16 protein-coding genes and 2 pseudogenes are annotated in these 16,219 nt (G+C 64.6%); 10 read left to right on the forward strand and 8 right to left on the reverse strand.

What is annotated here, in order from left to right; translation table 11 throughout:
- From AC097L_RS10600 to trhA, 3 genes and pseudogenes are all read left to right on the forward strand, one after another.
- Positions 1 to 119: pseudogene (locus tag AC097L_RS10600) on the forward strand (histidine/lysine/arginine/ornithine ABC transporter ATP-binding protein); the annotation flags it as partial.
- A gap of 26 nt (positions 120 to 145) precedes the next feature.
- A complete protein-coding gene (locus tag AC097L_RS10605; protein WP_479586340.1) occupies positions 146 to 532 on the forward strand; it encodes an ACT domain-containing protein in 387 nt (128 codons plus the stop codon).
- A 132-nt stretch (positions 533 to 664) separates the two neighbouring features.
- Positions 665 to 1,300 (forward strand): PAQR family membrane homeostasis protein TrhA, encoded by a 636-nt coding sequence (trhA, locus tag AC097L_RS10610; RefSeq protein WP_479586341.1) that lies wholly within the window; start codon positions 665 to 667, stop codon positions 1,298 to 1,300.
- Between the two features lie 55 nt (positions 1,301 to 1,355).
- On the opposite strand, the gene AC097L_RS10615 is transcribed toward trhA, so the two are convergent.
- The 8 genes from AC097L_RS10615 to speB form a co-directional block, all read right to left on the reverse strand.
- Positions 1,356 to 1,913 carry an NAD(P)-dependent oxidoreductase gene (locus AC097L_RS10615; protein WP_479586342.1) on the reverse strand — a complete coding sequence of 186 codons (558 nt, stop codon included), beginning with the start codon at positions 1,911 to 1,913 and terminating at the stop codon, positions 1,356 to 1,358.
- Between the two features lie 18 nt (positions 1,914 to 1,931).
- Positions 1,932 to 2,309 carry a Rossmann-fold NAD(P)-binding domain-containing protein gene (locus AC097L_RS10620; RefSeq protein WP_479586343.1) on the reverse strand — a complete coding sequence of 126 codons (378 nt, stop codon included), beginning with the start codon at positions 2,307 to 2,309 and terminating at the stop codon, positions 1,932 to 1,934.
- A gap of 20 nt (positions 2,310 to 2,329) precedes the next feature.
- Entirely contained in the window at positions 2,330 to 3,070 is a 741-nt protein-coding gene (locus AC097L_RS10625) for a class II aldolase/adducin family protein (RefSeq protein ID WP_479586344.1), read from the reverse strand.
- Between the two features lie 169 nt (positions 3,071 to 3,239).
- Complete coding sequence (locus tag AC097L_RS10630; protein ID WP_479586345.1) at positions 3,240 to 4,766, reverse strand: amino acid ABC transporter permease/ATP-binding protein; 1,527 nt, start codon at positions 4,764 to 4,766, stop codon at positions 3,240 to 3,242.
- Positions 4,767 to 4,792: 26 nt separating this feature from the next.
- The gene (locus AC097L_RS10635; protein WP_479586346.1) at positions 4,793 to 5,587 is read right to left on the reverse strand and encodes a transporter substrate-binding domain-containing protein; all 795 of its coding nucleotides are present in this window, start codon (positions 5,585 to 5,587) and stop codon (positions 4,793 to 4,795) included.
- A 42-nt stretch (positions 5,588 to 5,629) separates the two neighbouring features.
- On the reverse strand, positions 5,630 to 6,688 hold the full coding sequence (locus tag AC097L_RS10640; RefSeq protein WP_479586347.1) for an isopenicillin N synthase family dioxygenase: 1,059 nt from the start codon (positions 6,686 to 6,688) through the stop codon (positions 5,630 to 5,632).
- 2 nt (positions 6,689 to 6,690) lie between these two features.
- Positions 6,691 to 7,554: a sugar phosphate isomerase/epimerase family protein gene (locus tag AC097L_RS10645; RefSeq protein ID WP_479586348.1), complete on the reverse strand. Its 864-nt coding sequence runs from the start codon at positions 7,552 to 7,554 to the stop codon at positions 6,691 to 6,693.
- 14 nt (positions 7,555 to 7,568) lie between these two features.
- Positions 7,569 to 8,480: an agmatinase gene (gene speB, locus AC097L_RS10650; protein WP_479586710.1), complete on the reverse strand. Its 912-nt coding sequence runs from the start codon at positions 8,478 to 8,480 to the stop codon at positions 7,569 to 7,571.
- A gap of 176 nt (positions 8,481 to 8,656) precedes the next feature.
- On the opposite strand from speB, the gene AC097L_RS10655 reads away from it, so the two are divergent.
- The 7 genes and pseudogenes from AC097L_RS10655 (at position 8,657) to AC097L_RS10685 (ending at position 16,204) form a co-directional block, all read left to right on the forward strand.
- Positions 8,657 to 9,580, forward strand: coding sequence for a LysR family transcriptional regulator (locus AC097L_RS10655; protein WP_479586349.1), 924 nt, complete (start codon positions 8,657 to 8,659; stop codon positions 9,578 to 9,580).
- A gap of 33 nt (positions 9,581 to 9,613) precedes the next feature.
- Positions 9,614 to 9,782, forward strand: a pseudogene (locus AC097L_RS10660) (IS3-like element ISKpn18 family transposase); the annotation flags it as partial.
- A gap of 284 nt (positions 9,783 to 10,066) precedes the next feature.
- Positions 10,067 to 11,524 carry an arginine-ornithine antiporter gene (gene arcD, locus AC097L_RS10665; protein WP_479586350.1) on the forward strand — a complete coding sequence of 486 codons (1,458 nt, stop codon included), beginning with the start codon at positions 10,067 to 10,069 and terminating at the stop codon, positions 11,522 to 11,524.
- A gap of 16 nt (positions 11,525 to 11,540) precedes the next feature.
- Positions 11,541 to 12,767, forward strand: coding sequence for an arginine deiminase (locus tag AC097L_RS10670; protein ID WP_479586351.1), 1,227 nt, complete (start codon positions 11,541 to 11,543; stop codon positions 12,765 to 12,767).
- Positions 12,768 to 12,781: 14 nt separating this feature from the next.
- Positions 12,782 to 13,780: an ornithine carbamoyltransferase gene (argF, locus tag AC097L_RS10675; RefSeq protein ID WP_479586352.1), complete on the forward strand. Its 999-nt coding sequence runs from the start codon at positions 12,782 to 12,784 to the stop codon at positions 13,778 to 13,780.
- Positions 13,777 to 14,730 (forward strand): carbamate kinase, encoded by a 954-nt coding sequence (gene arcC, locus AC097L_RS10680; RefSeq protein WP_479586353.1) that lies wholly within the window; start codon positions 13,777 to 13,779, stop codon positions 14,728 to 14,730. The genes argF and arcC overlap by 4 nt, the downstream gene beginning before the upstream one ends.
- 85 nt (positions 14,731 to 14,815) lie before the next feature.
- Positions 14,816 to 16,204 carry an efflux transporter outer membrane subunit gene (locus AC097L_RS10685; protein WP_479586354.1) on the forward strand — a complete coding sequence of 463 codons (1,389 nt, stop codon included), beginning with the start codon at positions 14,816 to 14,818 and terminating at the stop codon, positions 16,202 to 16,204.
- Positions 16,205 to 16,219: the final 15 nt, after the last annotated feature.

A 16,219-nucleotide genomic window follows, 5' to 3' on the forward strand; every position in this document is an offset into this window, starting at 1 on the left:
CCAACCACCTGATTTTTCTGCACAAGGGCTGCATCGAAGAGCAAGGCGTGCCCCGCGAGGTCCTGACCCAGCCCAAGAGCGAGCGGCTGCAGCAGTTTTTGTCGGGTAGCTTGAAGTGAGCGCCCTCAACTCAGCAATCGGTGATTTGCCGACGCTGCTGGCCAGCATGGAGCCAACGCTGAACCAAGGCTGCTATGCGTTCTGCAGCGTGGAACCGGGCTGCGCCATCACCCTCGCCGACGTGATCGCCACGGTGCGCGAGCCCGAAGGCCTGTCCATCGTGCTGACCGAGACCCGGGCCAAAGCGCTGCAACTGACGGTGCTGTTCCGCTGCGCCTGGATCACGCTGACGGTGCATTCCGATCTGCAGTCCGTCGGCCTGACCGCCGCCTTTGCCACCGCGCTCGGTGCCGCCGGCATCAGCTGCAATGTGGTCGCCGGTGCCTGCCACGACCACATCTTCGTGCCGCTGCACCGCGCCGACAATGCGATGCAGGTGCTGCGCCAATTGCAGCATAACGCTACACTTTAAATAGCATCTAGCGCAGGTGGAATATGCGCTAGCGGCCTGTTTTCTTTAAATTCTGGAAATACGCCACCAGACGCGGTGGGGGTATGGACCTGGTTTTACAGTTCTGTAACGTCTGGGTGAGAAAATCGTGGGATGACTGAGCGCCCCCAAACCCTTGGCGAAGAAATCGCCAACAGCGTGAGCCACGGTGTGGCCCTGCTGGCCGCCATCGTCGCAACCCCTTTCCTGATTTTCTCGGCCCGCGACCTATCGGCTGCCAGCCTGGTCGGTGCCATCGTCTTTGCCGCCACCATGGTGTTGCTGTACTTGACCTCGACGCTGTACCACGCCTTGCCCGTGGGCCGCGCCAAACGCGTTTTCATGAAGCTGGACCACGGCGCGATCTACCTGTTCATCGCTGGCAGCTACACGCCGTTTGCGCTTGGGGCCCTCAGCGGGCCCTGGGGCTGGACGTTGTTTGGCCTGGTCTGGTCGATGGCCGCCACGGGCATCTTGCTCAAGGCCTTTAACCGCCTATCGCACCCCTGGCTGTCCACCGGCCTGTACCTGGGCATGGGCTGGCTGGTGCTGATTGCCGCTGTGCCGCTGGTGCAGCGCGTGCCCTCCGCCGGGGTCATGCTGCTGGTGGCGGGCGGCCTGGCCTACACCTTGGGTGTGGTTTTCTTCATGCTGGACAACAAGCTGCGCTACGCCCACACGGTGTGGCACGGCTTTGTGGCGGCCGGCACGGCCTTTCACTTTTTTGCCGTGCTGGGCTACGCCGCTTAAGCATTTAAAGGCGCGGGTCCCGTACCGAGCAGGGTCATCTGGCGCTACCGCTAGCTCAGTACCCTGCGCTGCGGTCCACGGTGTTCAGCACGGGTTGGCCGCTGCGCACCCGCTGCAGGTTGTCGAGGATCTGGCCAACGATGACTTCCGGGTGGGCGCCGGAAGCCATGTGCGGCGTGACCACCACGCGCGGATGCGCCCACAGCGCACTGGATACCGGCAAGGGCTCGTGGGCAAACACATCGAGCACGGCGCCACGCAGATGGCCCTGGTCCAGCGCCTGCAGCAAATCATCCACCACCAGATGCTCGCCACGGCCGCAGTGCACCAGCGCCGCGCCGGGCTTCATGGTGTCGAACAGCTGGCGGCCCAGCAAGCTGCGGGTTGCGTCGGTCAGCGGCAGCAGACACACCAATACATCGGGCGCGCGCAAAAAAGGTTCCAGCGCCTCCGGCCCGGCATAGGTAGTTACGCCGTCGATGGCGTGGGCCGAGCGCGACCAACCGCTGACCGCAAAACCCTGGGCCCGCAGCACCTGGGCCAAATGGCTGCCCAGCGCACCCAGGCCCATCAGGCCGACATGGGTCTGGTGGGCGGCTTTTTGTACCGGCATCTTCCAGACGCGCTGCGCCTACTGCTGCTGCGCCTGGTCCATCGCGCGGTGGTAGTACAGCACGGCCCACAGCACGTATTCGGCCATGCCGGCGGCCAGACCGGGATCGACGATACGGCAGACCGGTACCCCCGGGCGCGGCGCGGCGGCACCCAGCACATGGTCCACACCCGCCGCGATGGACGAGGCCAGGCGCAGGTTCGGCAAACTGTGCATCAGCCCAGCGGGCGGGTACCAGCCTGCCACGGCCTCGACATCGGCAGGGTCCGGCATGTCGGGCCACAGACGCACCTGCAGACCGGGCATGCCAGAGAAGCGACGAGCCGCCTCTTCACAAAAGAGCGTGTACAGATCGCCCAGGTCGTCGGTTTCACTACAGATCAGCAGAGTCGGCATAAAGCGGAAATCAATCTCGGTTAATCGCGGTAAGACGGGTCGATGCGGTCCAACTTGCGCAGCCAGGCTTGCCACAGGATCTGGCGTTCGTGCTCCACGCTTTGCAGCTGTTCGCAGGCGTGCTGGCTCAGGTGCGGGGGGATCTCGGTCACCGGGCCTGCGGTGCTTGCCAACTGGCTGGCAGCCAACTGGATTTCGCAGGCGCGGTTCAGGTAGAACATGATGCAAAACGCATCGGCCACGGTGGCACCCACCGACAGCAGGCCGTGGTGGCGCAGCACCAGCGCAATGTGGTCGCCCAGCGCCTGCTGGATGCGCACCCGCTCGCCCAGGTCAAAGGCCACGCCCTCGTAGGCATGCACCCCTACCCGGCCATAAAACTCAGTGCTGATCTGGTTGAGCTGCAGCAGCCCGCCCTCGCAGGCCGCCACGGCCATGCCCGCCAGGGTGTGGGTGTGGATGACGCAATGGGCATCGGCGCGGCCACCGTGCACCGCGCTGTGCACGGTGAAGCCTGCCACGTTGTAGTCGGCACTGCCCGACACCACGCGGCCCTGCATGTCCACCACCAGCAGGTCGCTGGCGCGTACCTCCTCGAAAAGGCGGCCAAACGGGTTGATCAAAAAACGCTCAGGTCCCCCGTCGGGCGGCAGCCGGGCCGAGAAGTGGGTGTAGAGCGTGTCGTCCCAACCGAACAGCGCGGCCAGGCGGTAGGCGGCGGCCAGATCGCGGCGCAGGGTGGCTTCGTCAGAGCTTGTCATATGGATGAGTGGTCTATGGGTGCTGCGCCATGTGCTGGTTACCCATGGCATCAGTGGCGAGAACGATCTGTTCCAGAAATACCGCGGAACCGGCTTCGCCGGGCCACCGGTATTGCCCCCGGCAAGGGGGTTGGTGGCCACGCGAAGCGGGCAAGCCTGGGGGTGTGCTTCATACCAGTCCCATGAAGCGGCGCACACGTTGCGTGGTGGCATCAGGTGCGTCGGCTTGTTGAATGTGCTTGGGTGCGGCATCCAGCTGGATCAACCCATTCTCCATGAAGAGCACACGGTTGGAGATGGCCAGGGCGAAGTCCATTTCGTGCGTCACGATGACCATGGTCATACCCTCTTGGGCCAGGTCCTGGATGACCTTCAACACTTCGCCCACCAGCTCGGGGTCGAGGGCAGAAGTCGGCTCGTCGAACAGCATCACATCGGGTTCCATCGCCAGCGCACGGGCAATCGCCACGCGCTGCTGCTGGCCGCCAGACAACTGGTGTGGATACTTATGCTGGTGCGCTAGCAGGCCGACCTTGTCGAGCAGCTGCAGCGCTTGCGTCTGGCGCACGGCGGCATCTGCGGGCTGGGCGTGGTAGCGCGGGGCCAGCAGCACGTTGTCCAGCACGCTGAGGTGGGGAAACAGGTTGAAGTTCTGGAAGGCCATGCCGATGCGGCGTATGCCGCCGCGCACCCGGCTGCTGTCCAGCGGCTCGTGGGCGTGGATATAGCTTTCGCCAAACAGGATGATCTCGCCCTGGTCGATGAATTCCAGCCCGTTGATGGTGCGGATCAGCGAGGTTTTTCCCGAACCCGACGGGCCGATGATGGAAATCACCTCGCCCACACCCACCTGCAGATGGATGCCCTTGAGCACCTGGTGGCTGCCGTAGGCTTTGTGGATGTTGCGCAGCTCCAGGGCCGCAGGCTGGCCGGGGGCCGCAGCTACAGGGTGCAGGGCCACCAGACCGCCCAGGGAGATGCGCAGCGTGGCGCAGGCTGCATCGTCCAGCGTGGTGGGATGGCGCTTTTGCAGGTCCAGCTTTTTCTCAACCCAGCCGAGCAGCGTGCTGAAGATGGTGACCAGCAGCACGTAGTACACCGCCACGCCCAGCAGGGTTTCCATCACCAGAAAATTCTGCGAATACAGGCGCAGCCCGGTCATCAACAGTTCGGGCAACGAGATCACCGACACCAGCGAGGTCAGCTTGATGATGGTCACATACTCGTTGATCAGCGTCGGCAGCGCGATGCGAAAGGCCTGCGGCACCACGATCAGCCGCATGGCTCCGAAGCGGCCAAACGCCAACGCCCGGCCCGCCTCGCGCTGGCCGCGCGCCACCGACAGCAGACCACCGCGGTGGATCTCGGCCATGTAGGCGGCTTCGGTCAGCACCATGGCGACCAGGCCCGCAAAAAATGGCTCGCCGATGACGCTGCGGCTCATCGGAAATATCTGCGGCAGGTTAAACACAAACACCACCAGTACCAGCAGCGGCACGCTGCGGAACAGCCAGATGTAGGCCCCCGCCAGCGCGCTGATCCAGCGGGTGGTGGAGATGCGGGCGCAGGCTAGAAAAAATCCCAGCACCAAGCCCAGCACCCAGGACAGCGAGCCCAGCTCCACCACTGTCACACACGCCCGCCAAAAGATCCCCATGGAAAACAAGGACCAGAAATACGACCAATCTAATTCCATGTGGATGCTCCAGGAGGCGGGGCTAGTTACTTGGCGGCCACAGGCTCAAGTTCGTACTTGGTGATCAACGCGGCGTATTCGCCATTGGCCTGGGCTGCGGCCAAGGCCTTCTCCAGCGCCTGGTACAGCGCCGTGTTGCCCTTCTTCACGTAGATGCCCAGGGTTTGCGGGTACACCAAGGCGGGCGAACTGATGACAATGCGGGCCTTGCTGCGTTCGGCCAGCATTTTGGCGGCACCGGCGATTTCCAGCTGGGCCTGGATGTTTTTCGACAGCAGGGCCTGCGATGCCTCGGGGGCGGTGGGAAATTCGCTCACCGCCACGGCCGATTTGCCGTTGGGCAGGCAGTACTCGGCCGACAGCTTTTTCAGCGCGTTGACCCAGCTGGTACCGGTTTGCAGGCCGACCTTCAGGCCACACAGGTCTTGCTCGGTCTTGGGACTGACGCCGCCGTCTTTGGCCACCATGATGGAGGCACCGGTGCGGGCGTAGGCAATGGCATCGGCCTGGGCGGTGCGCTCCGGGGTGATGTACATGCCCGAGATCACGGCATCAAACTGGCCGCTGCCCAGACCCAGAATCAGGCTGGGGAACTTGGTGTCTACAAACGCAGGCTTGGCCTTGATGACGCGCCCCAGCATCTCGGACACATCGGGGTCAAAGCCCACCACCTTATCGCCCTGCCAGGATTCAAACGGAGGATAGGTGATTTCCATGCCGACCTTGAGCTGGCCGGGGGCCATGGTTTGGGCCATGGCCGCCACGGGCAAGATGGCGGCCAGGGCAGCACCGAGGAAAGAAATGCGGGTGATTTTCAGCATGGGAATAACTCCTAGAGGTGGATGGACGGGAAACAAAAATCTTCAAACGGTTGGTGCCGTGGTCTTCATGTGGCCAAAGCTGCCGGGCTTCAACGCGCCCTGGGGCAGCGCGATTTCGCCCGCTTCGACCTTGCGTTTCAGGTACTGGTAGGTCTGTTGCGCCTGGGCATACATGTGCTCGCCAATCGACAGCTCCTCATAACTGGCGATGGCTTCGGCACTGGCAAACTGCGGCAGCGGCCGGATACGGGTGTGGTAGTCGCAGGCAAAAAACAGCGGAAAGGAATAGCGCTCGTGCTGTACCTTGCGCACCCGGTGCGAGGTGGCGGGAAAAGCCCCGGCGGTCATCACCTCCAGCATGTCGCCGATGTTGATGACGAAGGCCTCCTCGCCGTCTTCTGCGTACGGTGGCGCATCGACCCACACACCCTGGTCGTTCATCACCTCCAGGCCGGGCTGGTCGGCCAGCAGCAGGGTGAAGCACTCGTAGTCGGTGTGCGCGCCGATGCCGGGGGCATCCACTGCCTCGGTGTCCACGGGGTAGTGGATCAGCCGCAGCTTGGACGGCGGGCAGGTCACCAGCGCCTCGAACGCGTCTTCGGGCTGGCCCAGCGACAGCGCAAAGCCGCGGAACAACTGCCGTCCCAGCGCAAACACGGCGGCGTAGTAGCGGGCCACGGCTTCTTTGAAGCCCGGCAGATCGGGCCACTTGTTGTTGCCGATGAGGGGCGTACCTGCCAGCACCAGAGGGTGGTCGTCGGGGGCATCGAAGCCAATGTCGAAGGCCTCCTTGTGGTCGGGGCGGCCTTTGGAATAGCGCTCCTCGCCCTCGGGCACATAGCCCTTGTGGCCCCAGGCATCGCCGATGTAGTAGCGCATTTTCCAGTCCATCTGCTGGTCAAACAGCGTGCGGCTGGCCTGGCGCAGCTCGGCCACCAATTCCGGCGCAATCCCGTGGCCGACGATGTAGAAAAAGCCCACCTCGCGGGCGGCATTACCCAAGGCATCCGCCACGGTCTGGCGCTGTGCCAGGTCGTCGCTGTACAGGCCGCTGATATTGATGACGGGCAAGGCGGTGAAATTTCGGGTTCCGGGTTGCATGCTCAGGCTCCTGCGAAAAAAGAAGTGGACTCGGACCAGCGCTCAAAATGCCGCCGCTCTTCTTGCGCCATCCAGCGGTTGACCTGCCAGAGGTCGGCCACCGGGCTTTGGGTGTAGGGCAGTTGATGCATGTAGCCGTCGGCACCGAACTCGGGGGTCAGGGTGCTGGTGGTAGTGCCCTGGGCGCGTTGTGCCGCCCAGATGGATTCCCAAATGCCCTGATGGAAAGCCAGCTCGACCGCGTATTCGGGGGCCGCCGGGTGCGGCACCTGCGGGCCCTGGGCGTAGCCCACGCGGGCCTGCACATGGTGGACACGCTCGATGAAGCTGCTGAGGTCGTCCAGCGGGTCGTCCAGCAACCTCTCGCACACGACCACCCAGTGGCTGATGTCGGCGGTATAGCGCAACTGCGGCAACTGGCGAACGATGTCCAGCGTGACCCAGGGGCTGTACAGCGCGCTGGCGCGGTGGGTCTCAAAAGTGCAGGCCATGCCAACGCTATCGGCCAGGGCCTGGGCCCGGCCCAGAAAGTCCACTTGCTGGGCCAGCGGCCAACGGTCGTTACCGGCCAGCAGGTTCACAAAGCGCGGCGACAGCTCGGCCGCCGCGTCGAAGGCCCGCGCCAGGTACTGCAAATGCACCTCGGGGCCGTCTTGCTGGCGCGGAATCACGTCGGCACCGGTGAACACGGTGGCGATGTAGCCCAGGGCTTCGGCCTGCAGGCTGTTACGCAAGGCCAGCCGCCCTGGCGCGTCGAAGGGCACACGGGCTTCCACACCCACACAACCGGCTTCACGCAGTTGGGCGGCGCATGTGGCCCAGTCGCCTTGCCAGCCCCAGAGAGATCTGAATATGTCGAGTTGCATGGTGAAGCTATCGGTTAGCGGTACGCCACGCCTGGCAGCACACACAGCATTTCATAAAGCAAGTTCGCGGCCAGTTGCGAAGTGTTGCCGCTCACGTCGTAGGGGGGCGACACCTCGACCAGGTCGCAGCCCACGATGTTCAGCCCGCGGCAGCCGCGTACGATTTCCAGCGCCTGGATGGAGGTCAGGCCGCCCACTTCGGGGGTACCGGTACCAGGGGCCCAAGCGGGGTCGATGCCGTCGATGTCGAAGGTCAGGTACACGGGGGTGTCGCCGATCTGGGCGCGCACCTCGGCCATCAGCGGGGCCAGCGACCGGTACCAGCACTGCTCGGCCTGCACCAAACGAAAGCCCTGGTCCACACCCCACTGGAAGTCGCCACTGGAATAGCCCTGGGCGCGCTGGCCGATTTGCACCACTTTTTTGCAGTCCAGCAGGCCCTCTTCCACCGCGCGGCGGAAGGTGGTGCCGTGGGCGATTTTTTCGCCAAACATGTCTTCGTTGGTATCGGTGTGGGCATCTACGTGTACCAGCGCCACCGGGCCATGCTTGCGCGCCACAGCCCGCAGGATGGGCAGGGTAATGGTGTGGTCGCCGCCCAGGGTCATGGGCACCACCGGGTAGGCCATCAGCCGGGTGTAGCTTTCCTCGATGATGCGCACCGACTCCAGCAGGTTGTAGGTGTTGATAGCCACGTCGCCCATGTCGGCCACGCTGAGCGAGTCGAACGGGGCCGCGCCGGTGGCCATGTTGTAGGGGCGGATCATCACGGATTCGGCGCGGATCTGGCGCGGGCCGAACCGGGTGCCAGCGCGCAGCGAGGTGCCGATGTCCAGCGGCACGCCGATGAAGGCGGCATCCAGGCCCTCGGCGCTGTCCATGGCGGGCAGCCGCATCATGGTGGTGCGACCGGCAAACCGGGGCATCTCGTTGCCGCTTTGGGGTTGGTGCAAAACTTTGGACACGCTGTAAGACCTTTCCGTGGGGCAACACGGCTGCGTGCTGCAATGGTCCGCACTTTAGCCACTACGGGTTGTGGAAAAATAGCAGTAAACAAATAATCAGTTGCCCGTTTCCATAACTAACAAGGCAAGGTTTACCTATGGCACAAGCTGCTGATCTCAAGCTGTTGCGCATTTTTGCGGCCGTGGCCCGCCACCAGGGTTTTGCCAAGGCGCAGCAGGAGCTGAACCTAACCACCTCGGCCATCAGCACCTACATGACGCAGCTGGAAGCCGATGTGGGCTTCTCGCTATGCCGGCGCGGGCGCGGTGGCTTCGCGCTGACCGCCAAAGGCGAGCTGCTGCTGTCGGAAACCCTGCGGATGCTGGGCGAGCTGGACAGCTTTGCGCTGTATACCCGGTCGCTCAAGGGCGAGCTGGGCGGCACGCTGAAGATGGGTGTGCTCGACACCACGGTGACCGATGTGTCGCTGCCGCTGGCCCAAGCCATCGGGGTGTTTTCCAGCCGCTTCCCCGGCATGCACCTGAGCCTGCTGATCCGCAGCCCCTACGAGCTGCAAAAAGGCGTGCTGGACAACGAGCTGGACATTGCCGTGGGTTTCTTTCCGGCCAAGGCCAACGGCCTGGTCTACCACCCGCTGTACCGTGAGCAGCAGTGGCTGTACTGCAGCGACCGGCACCCCTGCTTTGCGCAAAAGCACATCCTGCCCGCGGTGGTGTCGGAGCTGAACGTGGTGGGCCGCAGCTACTGGAGCCAGACCGAGCTGGGCCGCCACGGCTTCAAACGCAGCGTGGCCACGGTGGAAAGTATGGAAGCCCAGTTGATCCTGATTTTGTCGGGCGGCTATGTGGGCTACCTGCCCGAGCACTACGCCCAATCGTGGGTGGACCAAGGGCGTTTGAAGGTGCTGCTACCCGCCGAATTTGGTTACCAGTCGCAGTTCTCGCTGGCCCTGCGCAGGGGCCGCAGCCGCGAACTGCCACTGCAGGCCATGCGCGAATTGCTGCAGCCTGCGAAAGCGGTGGCACGGCAGTTGGGGTCCACCGGCAGATCCAAAACATGATGCAGCATGTTTTAGGCATCTTGCGCTTATTCCATAAGCACAAGAAGCTACATACAAAACATGGGCCGTAAAGGCAACTGTTGGGATAACGCGGTGATGGAACGCTTCTTCCTGCACCTCAAGATTGGAACGGGTCTGGCAGCGTAACCATGCCAACCTTGCCGAAGTACAGGCCGATATTGCCGACTACATCGTGGGCTTCTAAAACCTGTCAAGCTGCATTCCAAAGCAGAGCAGGCCATCGACTCCACGCACCGAGCCGCCAACCCAGACCTCATTGCAGCAGCGCCGCGATCCACACGACCAGCACAGCCGGCATCGCCGCCATGCAGGATGCCAAGAGCATGTCTCCGGTGACCTCCAGCCCACTGCACTTTCAAAATCAACGCGAAACCTTGACATAGATCAGTCTGCGCAATGGCGGCCTGGGCAACATTAGTACAGGTACCAAATCACCCCCATTACGTCAACGCGAGATATTCCCCCATGAACGCAATCGCAGCAAGCTCGATTCCACAGCCGCGCGCCGCAACGCACGCGCCAGGTACCCTGGGCCTCAGTCTGCTGGTAGCCCTGGTGGTGGGTTCCATCGTTGGCAGCGGCATCTTCGGGTTGCCGCAAAACATGGCGGCAGGCGCGGGTGCGGGGGCCATCTTGATAGGCTGGGGCATCACCGGCGTGGGCATGCTCACCCTGGCCCGCGTGTACCAAATCCTGTCGTTGCGCAAGCCGGAACTGGACAACGGCGTGTACGCCTATGCCCGGGCCTTGTCCGGCGAATACGTGGGCTTCAACTCGGCCTGGGGCTACTGGATCAGCGCCTGGATTGGCAACGTAGGCTATCTGGTGGCCGCCTTTGGCGCGCTGGGCTACTTCTTTCCGGTGCTGGGCGAGGGCAATACGCCTGCCGCCGTGCTGGCGGCGTCGGTCGCGCTGTGGGTGATCCATGCACTGGTGCTGCGCGGCATACAGGGTGCGGCGGTGCTGAACGCCGTGGTTACGCTGGCCAAGGTGATACCGCTGCTGCTGTTCATCGTGCTGGTGGCCATGGCTTTTCAGGTGGATACCTTCCGGCTCGACTTCTGGGGCGATGCCAAACTGGGCTCGGTGCTGGACCAGGTCAAGAGCACCATGCTGGTCACGGTGTGGGTATTCATCGGCATCGAAGGGGCCAGCGTCTACTCGGCCCGGGCCCGTGAACGCAAGGATGTGGGCCGCGCCACCGTCATCGGCTTCTTGCTATGCCTGCTGCTGCTGATGGCGGTATCGCTGCTGTCGCTGGGTATCACCACCCAGCCTGAATTGGCCGCACTGAAAAACCCGTCGATGGCCGGCGTGCTGGAGAAAGCGGTGGGCACCTGGGGCGCGGTAGCCATCACCCTGGGCTTGATCGTGTCCGTCGGCGGCGGCTTCCTGGCCTGGACACTGCTGGCGGCAGAGTCGCTGTTCACCCCGGCCGGCGGCGGTGTCATGCCGTCCTGGCTGGCGAAGCAAAACCCCAAAGGCGTCCCCGCCAATGCCCTGTGGCTGACCAACGGCATGGTGCAGCTGTTTTTGCTGGTTACGCTGTTCTGGAAGGCCTCCTACCTGGCGCTGATCTCGCTGTCTACGGCGATGATTCTGGTGCCGTATCTGTTCAGCGCCGTTTACGGCCTGCTGCTGGCGTGGCGCGGCGAGGGGCCGCGCGCCGCGCAGCACCGCAGCGACATCGCCGTCACCGGCCTGGCCATGGTGTATTGCCTCTGGCTGCTGTACGCCGCCGGGCTGAAGTATTTGCTGCTCAGCGCCCTGCTCTACGCACCGGGTGCGGTGCTGTACATCGTGGCCAAACGCCAGCGCTCCGAGCAGGCATTCACCCCCTGGGAATGGCTGGTGCTGGCGCTGCTGGTGGCGCTGGCCCTGGTTGCCGCCTATCTGCTCAGCATGGGCCAACTCAGCTTATAGATCTGGACAAAACACCATGACAACCCCTTCCAAAGGCTTGCACTCCGAAGTTGGCCGCCTGCGCAAAGTGCTGGTCTGCCGCCCCGGCCTGGCGCAAAAGCGCCTGACCCCCGCCAACTGCCACGACCTACTGTTTGACGATGTGCTGTGGGTGGCGCAGGCCCGCAACGACCACGATGCCTTCACCTCGGCCATGGCAGAGCGCGACGTGGAAGTGCTAGAGCTGCACGACCTGCTGGCCGATACGGTCGCCATTCCCGCCGCCCGCACCTGGCTACTGGACCGCAAGCTCAGCCCCGACTTTGTGGACGCTGAAACCGCCGCGCAATTGCGCCCCTGGCTGGAAGCGCTGCCACCCGCACTGCTGGCCCAGCACCTGATCGGCGGTGTGGCCCGGGCCGAGCTGCCATTTGAGCTGGACGGCCTGCTGGCCCGCTGCGCCAGCCCCGCCGACCTGCTGCTGCCACCACTGCCCAACACCTTGTTCACCCGCGACAACAGCTGCTGGATTGGCTCGGGCGTGGTGCTCAGCCCCATGTACTGGCCAGCCCGCCGCCAGGAAACGCTGCTGATGGCGGCGGTGTACCGCTTCCATCCCCTATTTGCAGGACGCGTCACCGAATGGTGGGGCGACCCTGACACAGACCACGGCCTGGCCTCGCTGGAAGGTGGCGATGTGATGCCGGTGGGCCACGGCGTGGTACTGGTCGGCATGGGCGAACGCAGCTCGCCACAGGGTGTCAGCCAATTGGCCCGGCGCCTGTTTGCGCAGGGTGCGGCCACCCATGTGCTGGCCGCGCAGTTGCCCAAATCGCGTGGCGCCATGCACCTGGATACCGTGTTCAGTTTTTGCGATGTGGACCTGGTGACGGTGTTTCCTGACGTGGTGAATGCCATCCGCGTGCACAGCCTGCGCCCCGGAAAAACCAAGGGCACGCTGGACGTGCGCACCGAGACCCAGCCGTTTCTGGAAGTGGTCGCCGCAGCCATCGGCCTGCCCCGGCTGCGCAGCGTCGCCACCGGCGGCGACAGCTACGAGGCCGAGCGCGAACAGTGGGACGACGGCAACAACCTGTTGGCGCTGGCCCCTGGCGTGGTCATGGCCTACAACCGCAACACCTACACCAACACCTTGCTGCGCAAGGCCGGGGTGGAAGTCATCACCGTACCCAGCGGCGAACTGGGGCGTGGGCGGGGCGGCAGCCACTGCATGTCCTGCCCGATCGAACGCGACCCTATCTAACCAGAGAACCCCCCATGGCCTTCAACCTCCGCAACCGCAGCCTGCTGACGCTGCAAGACTTCAGTCCCGACGACATCCGCTACTTGCTGGACCTGGCCGCCGACCTGAAACGCGCCAAGACGGCCGGCACGGAACACCCCCGGCTGCAGGGCAAAAACATTGCGCTGATCTTTGAAAAAGCCTCCACCCGCACCCGCTGTGCTTTTGAGGTGGCGGTACACGACCAGGGCGGCCACGTAACCTACATCGACTCGGTCGGCTCGCAAATGGGCCATAAGGAATCGCTGAAAGACACGGCCCGGGTGCTGGGCCGCATGTACGACGGCATCGAGTACCGGGGCTTTCACCAAAGCGTGGTGGAAGACCTGGCGCGCTTCTCCCACGTGCCGGTGTGGAACGGCCTGACCGACGAAGCCCACCCCACCCAGGTGTTGGCCGACCTGCTGACCATGCAGGAGTTTGGCGAAAAGCCGCTGCACGAACTGTCGTTCTGCTACCTGGGCGATGCCCGCTTCAACATGGGCTGTTCATTGCTGATTGGCGGCACGCAGATGGGCATGGACGTGCGCATCGCCGCCCCCAAAGAGCTGCAGCCGCCGGCCGCGCTGGTGGCGCAAATGCGTGAACTGGCCCGCAGCACCGGCGCCCGCATCAGCCTGGAGACCGACCCGCTCAAAGCCGTGGCGCTGGCCGATTTTGTCTATACCGATGTCTGGGTTTCCATGGGCGAGCCCGACGAGGTGTGGAAGAAACGCATCGACCAGCTGCTGCCCTACCAGGTCAATGCCGCGCTGATGCAGGCCACGCACAAGCCGCGCTCGCGCTTCATGCACTGCCTGCCCGCCTTCCACAACCTGGACACCGAGGTAGGCCGCCAAGTCCACGAGCGCTATGGCCTGAGCGAGATCGAGGTGACCGACGAAGTCTTCGAGTCCGATGCTTCCATCGTTTTCAGCCAGGCCGAAAACCGATTGCACACCATCAAGGCGGTTCTCGTGGCCACGCTGGCATGAAGATCGTCGTAGCCTTGGGCGGCAATGCGCTGCTGCGGCGCGGCCAGGCGCTGAGCGCCGACAACCAGTTGGCCAATATCCGCCGCGCCGCCACCCAGCTGGCCCGCATCGCCCACACGCACACACTGGTGCTGACCCACGGCAACGGACCGCAAGTGGGTTTGCTGGCGCTGCAGTCCGCCGCCTATACCGCTATGGACAGCGCCGTGGAAAGCTATCCGCTGGACGTGCTCGGGGCCGAGACCGAGGGCATGATAGGCTACCTGCTGGAGCAGGAGCTGGCCAACCTGCTGCCCGCCACGCGCGCCATCACCACGCTGCTGACGCGGGTGGAGGTCGATCCGCTCGACCCCGCCTTTGCCCATCCCAGCAAACCCATAGGCCCGGTGTACACCGCCAGCCAGGCGGCGCAGCTGGCAGCCGACAAGGGCTGGAAGATGGCCGCTGACGGCGACAGCATGCGGCGCGTGGTCGCGTCCCCCCAGCCGCTGCGCGTGCTGGGGCTGGACGCCATCCGCTGGCTGCTGGAACACGACGCGCTGGTGATTGCAGCGGGCGGCGGCGGCATCCCCGTCGCCAAGGGTGCCGACGGCCACAGCCTGCGGGGCATGGAGGCGGTCATCGACAAAGATTTGTGCAGCAGTCTGCTGGCGCGCGAACTCCATGCCGACTGCCTGGTGATCGCCACCGATGTGGCCGCCGTCTACCTCGACTGGGGCCAGCCCAACCAGCGCGCCCTGGGCAAAGTCACACCGCAAGAGTTGGCGCAGCACAGCTGGCCCGCCGGGTCGATGGGGCCCAAGGTGGCGGCCGCCTGCGCCTTCGTCGTCGCCACCGGGCGCCGCGCCGTGATCGGATCGCTGGACGATATCGAAGCCCTGCTGGCCGGCAGCGCAGGCACCCAGGTCCGCCCCGACCCGGTGGGAAAGCCGCCCCGCCGTGATTTATAGAAAAAATGCCTCTAGCGCAGTATCCACCTGCGCTATATGCCATATAAAACATAGCAAATATAAACTGCATAAACACGCCTTGCTGGTGGCGGCCTTGCTTCTGGCGGGCTGCGCGTCGATGGCGCCGCCGTATGCAAGGCCCGCATTAACGGTCGCCGGCCGCTATGGCCTCGACACCGCACCAGACGGCGCGCAAGCCGCAGCCACTGGCTGGCGCGACTACTTCCGCGAGCCCGCGCTGCAAAGTCTGATCGCCCAGGCGCTGGCCAATAACCGCGACCTGCGCGTCGCTGTGCTGCGGGTCGATGAAGCCCGCGCCGCCTACGGCATCCAGCGTGCAGATGCCTACCCCACCTTGGCAGCCCAGGCCAGCGCCAGCCGCTCGCGCACCCCGGCGGACCTGAGCTTTACCGGCAAGCCGCTGCTGGGCAGCCAATACCAGGTGGGGCTGGGCATGGCCAGTTGGGAGATCGATTTTTGGGGCCGGGTGCGCAGCCTGCAAGACGCCGCACTGCAGAGCTACCTGGCCACCGATGCGGCCCGCCAGGCGGCCACCATCGCCCTGGTCGCCCAGGTGGCGAACAGCTACTTGGCCCTGCGCGAGCTGGACGAGCGCATCGCCCTGGCCCGGCAAACCACCACCAGCCGGGCCGAGAGCCTGCGCATCTTCCAGCGCCGGGTAGCAGTGGGTGCGACCTCGCGGCTGAACCTGACGCAGGTGGAGACGCTCTTCACCCAGGCCCAGGCACTGGCGGTTCAGCTGCAACAAGCCCGCGCCAGCCAGATGCACGCGCTCACGCTGCTGGTGGGCACACATGGCGAGCTCACTTACACAGCCGGTTCACCCGGCATGGCGCTGGAGCTGCGTGCCGGCCTGCCGTCCGACCTGCTGCTGCTGCGCCCCGACATCCTGGCCGCCGAGCACCAGCTCCAGGCCGCCAACGCCAACATCGGTGCCGCACGCGCCGCCTTCTTTCCGCGCGTGGCTTTGACCAGCAGCTGGGGCACGGCCAGCGCCGAGTTGGACGGCCTGTTTGCCGGCGGCAGCCAGGCCTGGAGCTTCGCGCCCAGCATCTCGCTGCCGATATTCGATGCAGGCCGCCGCCGCAACAACCTGGCGCTGGTCGAAACCCGCCGTGACATGGCGCTGGCCCAGTACGACAAGGCCGTACAGAACGCCTTCCGCGACGTCTCCGATGCCTTGTCAGCCCGCCGCTGGCTCACCGAGCAGACCGCCATCGCCCAGAACGCCCTGGCCACCCAGACCGAGCGCGCCCGCCTGTCGCAAATGCGCTTTGACAACGGCGCTGCCGCCTACCTGGATGTGCTGGATGCCCAGCGCGACCTGCTGGCCGCCCAACAGCAGCTGGTGCAAACGCGCTACGCCCTGCTGACCAGCCGGGTCAGCCTGTATGAAGCCCTGGGTGGCGGCGCTTTGGAAAACACCACTCTCACAGAACACGGCACGCCATGAACACCGCCCTCACCG

The organism is Rhodoferax sp. RT5P35 (assembly GCF_056521385.1).

Bases quoted from the DNA above. Each gene is read 5' to 3' on its own strand.
- AC097L_RS10615 (WP_479586342.1), bottom strand. From the start codon at position 1,913: ATGCCGGTACAAAAAGCCGCCCACCAGACCCATGTCGGCCTGATGGGC.
- AC097L_RS10670 (WP_479586351.1), top strand. From the start codon at position 11,541: ATGACAACCCCTTCCAAAGGCTTGCACTCCGAAGTTGGCCGCCTGCGC.
- speB (WP_479586710.1), bottom strand. From the start codon at position 8,480: ATGCCCCGGTTTGCCGGTCGCACCACCATGATGCGGCTGCCCGCCATG.
- AC097L_RS10655 (WP_479586349.1), top strand. From the start codon at position 8,657: ATGGCACAAGCTGCTGATCTCAAGCTGTTGCGCATTTTTGCGGCCGTG.
- AC097L_RS10635 (WP_479586346.1), bottom strand. From the start codon at position 5,587: ATGCTGAAAATCACCCGCATTTCTTTCCTCGGTGCTGCCCTGGCCGCC.
- AC097L_RS10620 (WP_479586343.1), bottom strand. From the start codon at position 2,309: ATGCCGACTCTGCTGATCTGTAGTGAAACCGACGACCTGGGCGATCTG.
- AC097L_RS10625 (WP_479586344.1), bottom strand. From the start codon at position 3,070: ATGACAAGCTCTGACGAAGCCACCCTGCGCCGCGATCTGGCCGCCGCC.
- argF (WP_479586352.1), top strand. From the start codon at position 12,782: ATGGCCTTCAACCTCCGCAACCGCAGCCTGCTGACGCTGCAAGACTTC.
- arcD (WP_479586350.1), top strand. From the start codon at position 10,067: ATGAACGCAATCGCAGCAAGCTCGATTCCACAGCCGCGCGCCGCAACG.
- AC097L_RS10645 (WP_479586348.1), bottom strand. From the start codon at position 7,554: ATGCAACTCGACATATTCAGATCTCTCTGGGGCTGGCAAGGCGACTGG.
- arcC (WP_479586353.1), top strand. From the start codon at position 13,777: ATGAAGATCGTCGTAGCCTTGGGCGGCAATGCGCTGCTGCGGCGCGGC.
- trhA (WP_479586341.1), top strand. From the start codon at position 665: ATGACTGAGCGCCCCCAAACCCTTGGCGAAGAAATCGCCAACAGCGTG.
- AC097L_RS10630 (WP_479586345.1), bottom strand. From the start codon at position 4,766: ATGGAATTAGATTGGTCGTATTTCTGGTCCTTGTTTTCCATGGGGATC.
- AC097L_RS10640 (WP_479586347.1), bottom strand. From the start codon at position 6,688: ATGCAACCCGGAACCCGAAATTTCACCGCCTTGCCCGTCATCAATATC.